Source organism: Marinovum sp. PR37 (genome assembly GCF_028807375.1).
Taxonomy (GTDB): Bacteria; Pseudomonadota; Alphaproteobacteria; order Rhodobacterales; family Rhodobacteraceae; genus Marinovum; species Marinovum algicola.
In genome coordinates this window covers 152,593-158,674 of the sequence record NZ_JARAML010000008.1, presented here as the reverse complement: position 1 = coordinate 158,674, position 6,082 = coordinate 152,593, and the positions used below count along the sequence as shown (strand labels likewise).

Sequence of the window (6,082 nt, the reverse complement as noted above, 5' to 3'; positions counted from 1 at the left end):
ATCACCCACGAGAACTTTCGGGTTTTGAAGTAGAAGCGGTATAATGATCCATGGAAATATTGTGATGGATACAATTTCAATCGGTGATATTTCCGGCATGGACGGTCCGAAATATCGTGCCGTGGCCGAGTTGATCGGCAGCGCCATCGCCGAGGGCAAGCTTGCCCGGGGTGACAAGCTGCCGCCGGTGCGGGATCTCGCATGGGAGCTGAAAATAACCCCGGGCACGGTGGCGCGGGCCTATTCGGTTCTGACGGACAAGGGCGTGTTGCGGGCCGAGGTGGGGCGCGGCACCTTTGTGGCGGGGCAGGACGACAGGGCGGCGCCGGAGCCGCGCCTGCTGATCCGCAATCCGCCGCGCGAAACCGGGATTGTATCGCTTTTCAGCCCGCAATTGCCCGATGTCGGCCAGGTCGACGCGATCCGCCGCACCCTGCGCGAGGTGGCCGAGAGCGATGCGACCGATCTGCTCAACTATCCCTCCGCCGGCGCCTCCGACAGCGCGCGCCAGGCGGCGGCGCGCTGGCTCTCGACCGCGCGGCTGGGGCCGGTCGATCCCGACCGGCTGGTCTTTACCCATGGCGGACAGAATGCGGTGTCCTTGGTGATGCAATGCGTTCTGCGCGGGCGGCGGCCGGTTATTCTGGTCGAAGAGCTGTCTTATCCGGGTTTCCGCCGTGCCGCCGAACTGTTGCGCGCCGAGGTGGTGCCGGTGCCGATGGACGCCAGGGGGGTGATCCCGGAAGAGCTCGACCGGTTGGCGCGCACCCATGCGGCGCAGCTTTTCTGCACCTCGCCCGAGGTGCAGAGCCCGACCTGCCTGCACACCCCGCTCGACCGCCGCGAAGCCATTGCCGAGGTGGCGCGGGCGCGCGGGCTGAACATTCTCGAGGACGATTGTTACCGCCTGTCCGAAACGCGACTGCCCGGCTATCGCATGTTGCTGCCGGATCAGACCTGGTACATCGCCTCGATCTCCAAGCTGCTGACCCCGGCGCTGCGGGTCGGCTTTGCTGTGGCGCCGCGAGGCAGCGACACCACCCTGCGCCGCGCCGCCGAATACGGCTTTTTCGGCCTCTCGACCCCGCTGGCCGAGATGATCGGGCGTTTGCTCGGCGCGGCGTCGGCCGACAGGCTGGTGGCCGAGGTTCGCACCGAGGTGGAGCGTTACATTCGCGTCGGGGTGAATACCCTGGGCAGCTACGATCTGACCTGGAACCCCGATGTGCCCTTTTTCTGGCTGCGTCTGCCCGAGGGCTGGCGGGTCTCGGCCTTCTGCCAGGCAGCCGAGGCGCAGGGCCTCAAGATCCGCAGCGCCGAGGATTTCGCCATGCGCGACGCGAAGGTGCCCCACGCGGTACGCATCGCCGTCAATGCCGAGGTGACGCTGGCCTCTTTCGAGGATGCGATGCTGCGCCTGCGCCGGTTGCTGGACAAGCCGCCGGAAAATATCGGTGTCTGAATGGGGTGTTTAGATACCTAATTTGCAAGTAATTGAAATTGCGCCATTAATTCGCGATAACGCATCTTGACTGTGTCTTTGCAGTCTTTATAACCCGCCCATCGAATTTGGCGCCGGGGTCTCCCCGAGGCGTCGGAACTCAAGACCCAAGGGTAGACCCGATATGAAAACCTTCTCTGCGACTCCGGCAGACATCGAGAAGAAATGGATCGTCATCGACGCCGAAGGCGTGGTGCTCGGCCGTCTCGCCTCGATCGTCGCCACCCGCCTGCGCGGCAAGCACAAGCCTTCCTTCACGCCGCACATGGACTGTGGTGACAATGTCATCATCGTCAATGCCGACAAGGTTCAGCTGACCGGCAAGAAGCGCGAAGAAAACCACTATTGGCACACCGGCCACCCGGGCGGCATCAAGTCGCGCACCAAACAGCAGATCCTCGAGGGCGCCCACCCCGAGCGCGTTGTGACCCTGGCGGTCAAGCGCATGCTGCCGGGCAACCGTCTGGCGCGCCAGCAGATGACCAACCTGCGCGTCTATGCCGGCACCGAGCACCCCCACGAGGCGCAGTCGCCCGAAGTGCTCGACGTCAAGAACATGAACTCGAAAAACACCCGGGTGGCGAAATAATGGCTGAGCAAGTGAATTCCCTCGAAGACCTGAACGCCGTGACCGGCGGTGTCGAGGCCGTGACCGAGGTGGAAACCCCGCGCGAACCCGTCCGTGACGAGCTCGGCCGGGCCTATGCCACCGGCAAGCGGAAAGACGCGGTTGCCCGTGTCTGGATCAAGCCGGGCTCCGGCAAGGTCTCGGTCAATGGCCGCGAGCTGAACACCTATTTCGCGCGTCCCGTGCTGCAAATGATCCTGCGCCAGCCCTTTACCGTGGCCGGTGTCGAAGACCAGTTCGACGTGCAGGCAACCGTCAAGGGCGGTGGTCTCTCGGGTCAGGCCGGTGCGGTCAAGCACGGCATCTCCAAGGCGCTGCAACTTTACGATCCCTCGCTGCGCGGCGCGCTGAAAGCCGCCGGCTTCCTGACCCGCGACAGCCGGGTTGTGGAACGGAAGAAATACGGCCGCCGCAAGGCCCGCCGGAGCTTCCAGTTCTCCAAGCGTTAAGCTTTACGGACATGTATCGGAAAAGGCCGCCTTTCGGGGCGGCCTTTTTCATGCGCGGGGCGAGGGGGCTTGACGCGCGGCCCGCAACATCGGAAGGCACTGCCATGAGCGCATACGGAATAGAAGACGCGGGCCGATTGGCGCGGGTGGTGAGCGGGCAGGTGGATGCCGGCAAGCTGACGCTGTTTTCCACCATGAAGAACGAGATGGGCTTCCTGCCGGCCTTCCTGGCGCATCATCGGGCCATCGGCTTCGAGCAATTCCTGATCTTCGACGATGCCTCGGACGACGGCACCAGCGCCTATCTCGCGGCGCAATCGGATTGCGTGGTCATGCAATCCGATCTCAGCTTTGGCGATGAGATCACCTATCGCGACCCCGATGGCGAAAGCCGCAGGGAACGCGCCGGCACCTATTTCAAGATCGCCCTGCCGCATCTGTTTTTCGACGGCGCCTATGTCGCCTATGTCGATGCCGACGAATTCCTGCTGCTGCCGCCCGGGGTCAGCTCGATCTCCGAGGTGGTGACGCGGCTTGCGGCCGAAGGCGCGCCCTCGGCGATTGCCACGGTGGTGGAATTCTTTCCGGAAAACGTTGCCGGGCTCTCGGGCGATCTGCCGAAAAGCTTTGACGGGCTGCTCGAGGCTTACCCGTATTTCCAGGCTGAAGCGCTTGTCGATCTGGTGCCGGGGCGCCAGCCGGAGCTCTTGGGAAAATCGAAAACAGCGCGTCTTTTCAAGCAATTCGATATCGAACCCAAGGTGGAGCGCCGGGGGCTTCAACGGCTTTACATGTCGTCCAGGGCGAAGAAGGCGCAACAGTTCCAGAAGTCGCCGCGCCACAAGACGCCGCTGGTGTTGCGCAACGCCGAAAGCCGGCTGACCGGATCGCATTACGCCAATCTCGCGCCTAGCAGCACGGTGCTGCTGACCGTGGCGCATTTTGTCTTTACCGCGCAGTTCGCCGACAAGATCGACCGCGCCAGGGCCTGGGGGGCGCATGCCAATGGCGCCTCGAAATACCGCTATTACGCCGAGCTTCTGGCCCGGATGCAGGCCCGCAAGGGCAGCTTTCTCGACGAGAACTCGCTGCGTTACGAGGGGCCGCAGCAGTTGATCGACGCTGGGCTCATGCGCTGGTGAGAAACCGCGCGCTGGGCCAGACCCGGGCGATCTGCGGCAGACGCCGGGCGACGGCGGCATAGACCGGGGCGTAATGCCGGGCGATTTCGGCGGTCAGGTCGTCAGAGATGCCACCGGCCGAGCCGCGGGCATTGACCTTTTGTCCCCCGGCCTCGGCCTCGGCCGGAACGCCGGCAAACGCCGCCAGATCGGCGATGCCCTCATGCGTGAACAGTTCTTCGAAAAGGCAGATGAACCGGTCTTGCGGTGCAAAGACCGTCTCCATCGCCTCGAGCGTCATGTCATAGCGCGTCCGCGCCGCGGCCTCTGCGCTGGCATAAAAGCCGCGCAGCCCGGCCTCGAAATCCGCCGGTTCCGGCGCCGTGCCCTTGTCGATGTCCATCCGGTAATGCGACCGGATTCGGGCCACCGGGTCGCGCATCGAGAACAGGCATTTCACTGATATTCCGGGGCCTTCGAAGCCATCCTTGATCTTTTGCAGCAGCGGCGCGGGCAGGGCGGCATAGCTGGGGGTGATGTCGCCGGTCATTGTCACGCCGGGCCGGTTCAGCAACTGTTCGAAATAGGCGAAATACTGTTGCCGGTCGTGCTGCATCCGCCAGCGCAGATGGTCGGCCGGCTCGGTCATGCCCAGCCGCCGCTTGGCCTCGGCGCGCAGCATCTGAAAGCCCGAGGGCGCGGCCAGCCGGTAGCGGGCAAAGACCGAACCGAGGTCACTCTCCCAGATCTGATATTCACCGAGACGGCCGAAATCGGCGCCTTGCTGGCGGTTCAGATACGCCTGAATCCAGCTCGATCCGCATTTCTGGCCACCGAGGCCGAGGAAGAAGGTCTTGTCGCTCATGCGCCTGCCTTACGCGTCCGGTGGGATCAGGCCAAGACCCCTGAGGTAAATCCCGATGCCGGCCTCAAGCAGTTCTTCGGGCGGATAGGGGCTGCGGGTGCCGGGCGAGCCGCGGGCGAAAAGCTCGACCACCCCGTGGCTCAGGGCCCAGATATGCGCCGAGAACATCGCGGCGGGCGGGCGCTTGTCGGCGGGGATATGCTGCGACAGACCCTCGGCGGCCTTTTCCAGCACGCCGCGCGCCCGCGCCGAGGCGGCAGCCAGATCCGGTGTCTTGTTGACCGAGACGCCGCTTTCGAACATCGCGATGTAATGGCCGGGGTGCTTGCGGGCAAAGGCCAGATAGGCCCGGCCCGTGGCCTCGAAAGCGGCTAGCGCCGAGGGTTTGCCGCTGTCATAGGCGTAATCCATGACATCGGCGAAAATCTCGTAGCCCTGAAGCGCGGCTTCGGCAATCAGGTCCTCGCGCCCCTCGAAATGGCGATAGACCGCAGCCGGGGTGACGCCCGCCTGTTTTGCCGCCTCGGAGAGCGTGAAGCCCGTGGGCCCCCGGTCTTCGATCAGCTTCAGGGCGGCGTCGATCAGCGCCTGCCGCAGGTTGCCGTGGTGATAGCCGCGTTTAGGCATCTTGTGCGCGGGCCTGCCAGAGATCCGGCCCGCCGGCGATCAGCGGATCCACCGCCCCGATGGCGGCCGCGTCCTTGTTCGCATAATCGATCCGGTGCAGCACGGCGCGGATGGCATTGATCCGGGCGCGCCGCTTGTCGTCGCTGCGCACCACGGTCCAGGGCGCAATCCCGGTATGGCTGCGCTCGAAGGTTTCGGCGATGGCCGCGGTATAGGCATCCCAGCGCTTGAGCCCCTCGACGTCGATCCAGCTCAGTTTCCAATGCTTGAGCGGGTCGCTCTCGCGGCTGAGAAAGCGCCGCAATTGCTCGGCGCGGCCGACGTTGAGCCAGAGCTTGATCAGGATGATGCCGTCATCTAACAGCATCTTTTCGAAGTCGGGCACCTGCTGAAAGAAATGCGCGCGCTGCGCCTCGGTGCAGAAATCGAACACCTTTTCCACCACCGCGCGGTTGTACCACGACCGGTCGAACAGCACGATCTCGCCGGCGGTGGGCAGGCGGGTGACGTAGCGCTGAAAATACCATTGTCCGGCTTCCCGGTCCGAAGGTTTCGACAGTGCCACGACCTGGGCGACCCGGGGGTTCAGGTTCTCGCGAAAGCGCTTGATCGTGCCGCCCTTGCCGGCGGCGTCGCGGCCTTCAAAAACCACGGCCACCCGCGCGCCGCTGTCCTTGGCCCAGGCCTGAAGCTTGACCAGCTCGATTTGCAGCGCCTTCATCGCCTTGTCATAGGCCTTGCGCGGCATGCGGTCGGAATAAGGGTAGCCCTCCGACAGCATCTCGCCTTTCTCAGCGCGCCGGATGGCATCACGGATCGGCTTGGGGGCCTCGTTTTCGAAGTAGGTACTGATTGCACCGTCAAAAGGTTGTGCCATGGGGCCTCGCATAT

General features: G+C 64.2%; 7 protein-coding genes. 4 read left to right on the top strand and 3 right to left on the bottom strand.

Annotation, left to right across the window (positions count from 1 at the left end; all coding sequences use genetic code 11):
* Window positions 1-64 precede the first annotated feature (64 nt).
* The 4 genes from PVW49_RS09585 to PVW49_RS09570 all read left to right on the top strand — a co-directional run bounded on the left by PVW49_RS09585 (window position 65) and on the right by PVW49_RS09570 (window position 3,720).
* A complete protein-coding gene (locus PVW49_RS09585) occupies window positions 65-1,462 on the top strand; it encodes an aminotransferase-like domain-containing protein (protein ID WP_274590449.1) in 1,398 nt (465 codons plus the stop codon).
* Between the two features lie 163 nt (window positions 1,463-1,625).
* Window positions 1,626-2,090 carry a 50S ribosomal protein L13 gene (rplM, locus tag PVW49_RS09580; protein ID WP_048531085.1) on the top strand — a complete coding sequence of 155 codons (465 nt, stop codon included), beginning with the start codon at window positions 1,626-1,628 and terminating at the stop codon, window positions 2,088-2,090.
* Window positions 2,090-2,578, top strand: a complete 489-nt coding sequence (gene rpsI, locus PVW49_RS09575; protein WP_048531087.1) for a 30S ribosomal protein S9 — start codon at window positions 2,090-2,092, stop codon at window positions 2,576-2,578. Before rplM ends, rpsI begins: the two co-directional genes overlap by 1 nt.
* Window positions 2,579-2,682: 104 nt before the next feature.
* Window positions 2,683-3,720 carry a glycosyltransferase family 2 protein gene (locus PVW49_RS09570; protein WP_274590448.1) on the top strand — a complete coding sequence of 346 codons (1,038 nt, stop codon included), beginning with the start codon at window positions 2,683-2,685 and terminating at the stop codon, window positions 3,718-3,720.
* Here the strand turns inward: PVW49_RS09570 and PVW49_RS09565 are convergent.
* From PVW49_RS09565 to ppk2, 3 genes are read right to left on the bottom strand one after another with little or no spacing between them, the layout of a single operon-like run.
* Entirely contained in the window at window positions 3,707-4,564 is an 858-nt protein-coding gene (locus tag PVW49_RS09565) for a sulfotransferase family protein (RefSeq protein WP_274590447.1), read from the bottom strand. The two genes, PVW49_RS09570 and PVW49_RS09565, sit on opposite strands and share 14 nt — an antisense overlap.
* Before the next feature lie 9 nt (window positions 4,565-4,573).
* Entirely contained in the window at window positions 4,574-5,191 is a 618-nt protein-coding gene (locus PVW49_RS09560) for a TetR/AcrR family transcriptional regulator (RefSeq protein WP_048531093.1), read from the bottom strand.
* Window positions 5,184-6,068: a polyphosphate kinase 2 gene (ppk2, locus tag PVW49_RS09555; RefSeq protein ID WP_074835044.1), complete on the bottom strand. Its 885-nt coding sequence runs from the start codon at window positions 6,066-6,068 to the stop codon at window positions 5,184-5,186. Before ppk2 ends, PVW49_RS09560 begins: the two co-directional genes overlap by 8 nt.
* Window positions 6,069-6,082 lie beyond the last annotated feature (14 nt).

Bases quoted from the DNA above. Each gene is read 5' to 3' on its own strand.
- PVW49_RS09585 (WP_274590449.1), top strand. From the start codon at position 65: ATGGATACAATTTCAATCGGTGATATTTCCGGCATGGACGGTCCGAAA.
- rplM (WP_048531085.1), top strand. From the start codon at position 1,626: ATGAAAACCTTCTCTGCGACTCCGGCAGACATCGAGAAGAAATGGATC.
- rpsI (WP_048531087.1), top strand. From the start codon at position 2,090: ATGGCTGAGCAAGTGAATTCCCTCGAAGACCTGAACGCCGTGACCGGC.
- PVW49_RS09570 (WP_274590448.1), top strand. From the start codon at position 2,683: ATGAGCGCATACGGAATAGAAGACGCGGGCCGATTGGCGCGGGTGGTG.
- PVW49_RS09565 (WP_274590447.1), bottom strand. From the start codon at position 4,564: ATGAGCGACAAGACCTTCTTCCTCGGCCTCGGTGGCCAGAAATGCGGA.
- PVW49_RS09560 (WP_048531093.1), bottom strand. From the start codon at position 5,191: ATGCCTAAACGCGGCTATCACCACGGCAACCTGCGGCAGGCGCTGATC.
- ppk2 (WP_074835044.1), bottom strand. From the start codon at position 6,068: ATGGCACAACCTTTTGACGGTGCAATCAGTACCTACTTCGAAAACGAG.